This window comes from Vibrio sp. 1727, from assembly GCF_033344415.1.
GTDB classification, from domain to species: domain Bacteria; phylum Pseudomonadota; class Gammaproteobacteria; order Enterobacterales; family Vibrionaceae; genus Vibrio; species Vibrio alginolyticus.
The window spans coordinates 1-671 of the sequence record NZ_JAWPOT010000312.1; the positions used below are offsets into that span (position 1 = coordinate 1).

The following is a 671-nucleotide window of genomic DNA, read 5'->3' on the forward strand; positions in this document are numbered from 1 at the left end:
CGCACTTGACGCTTGTTCAAACCAAACAGAGGGGCAAGGTCACACGCGCCATCACCAAATTTGGTGTAGAAACCAGTGATGTTTTCTGCAGAGTGATCAGTACCTAACACCAAGCCACCGACGTAACCAGCGATCTCGTATTGAGCGATCATGCGAGCACGTGCTTTTACGTTACCTTTTACAAAGTCTACTTTTGCCGCGTCTTCTGGCATTAGCCCTGTGCCTTCTAGTGCAATATTAGAAGCGGCATGCATACCATCAACACCTTGTTTGATGTTCACAGAGATAGAATGCGTAGGTTTAATGAATGACAACGCCAATTGCGCTTCATCTTCGTCTTTTTGCTCACCGTAAGGCAGACGTACTGCGATAAACTGGTAATCGTTGCTGCCAGTTTCTTCGTTAAGTTGGTCTACAGCAAGTTGGGCAAGGCGACCTAACGTGGTTGAGTCAACACCGCCACTGATGCCAAGCACAAGTGACTTACAACCTGCTTCTTGTAGCTTGCGCTTAATAAAAGCAATACGGCGTTCAATTTCGAAATGCGGGTCAATTGACGGCAATACACGCATTTCGTCACGGATGGATTGTTCCATTTAGGGTTCCTTTTCCTGCAAATATCTTAGACACAAAAACTGCTTCGAGTGGTCATTCACCAAAGATCAAACAGT

General features: G+C 45.9%; 1 protein-coding gene. It reads right to left on the reverse strand.

Features of this window, described 5'->3' with window-relative positions; translation table 11 throughout:
- Window positions 1-596: ammonia-dependent NAD(+) synthetase (nadE, locus tag R8O10_RS25445; protein WP_318191987.1), on the reverse strand; the 596-nt coding region annotated here is incomplete at its 3' end.
- Between the last annotated feature and the right edge of the window lie 75 nt (window positions 597-671).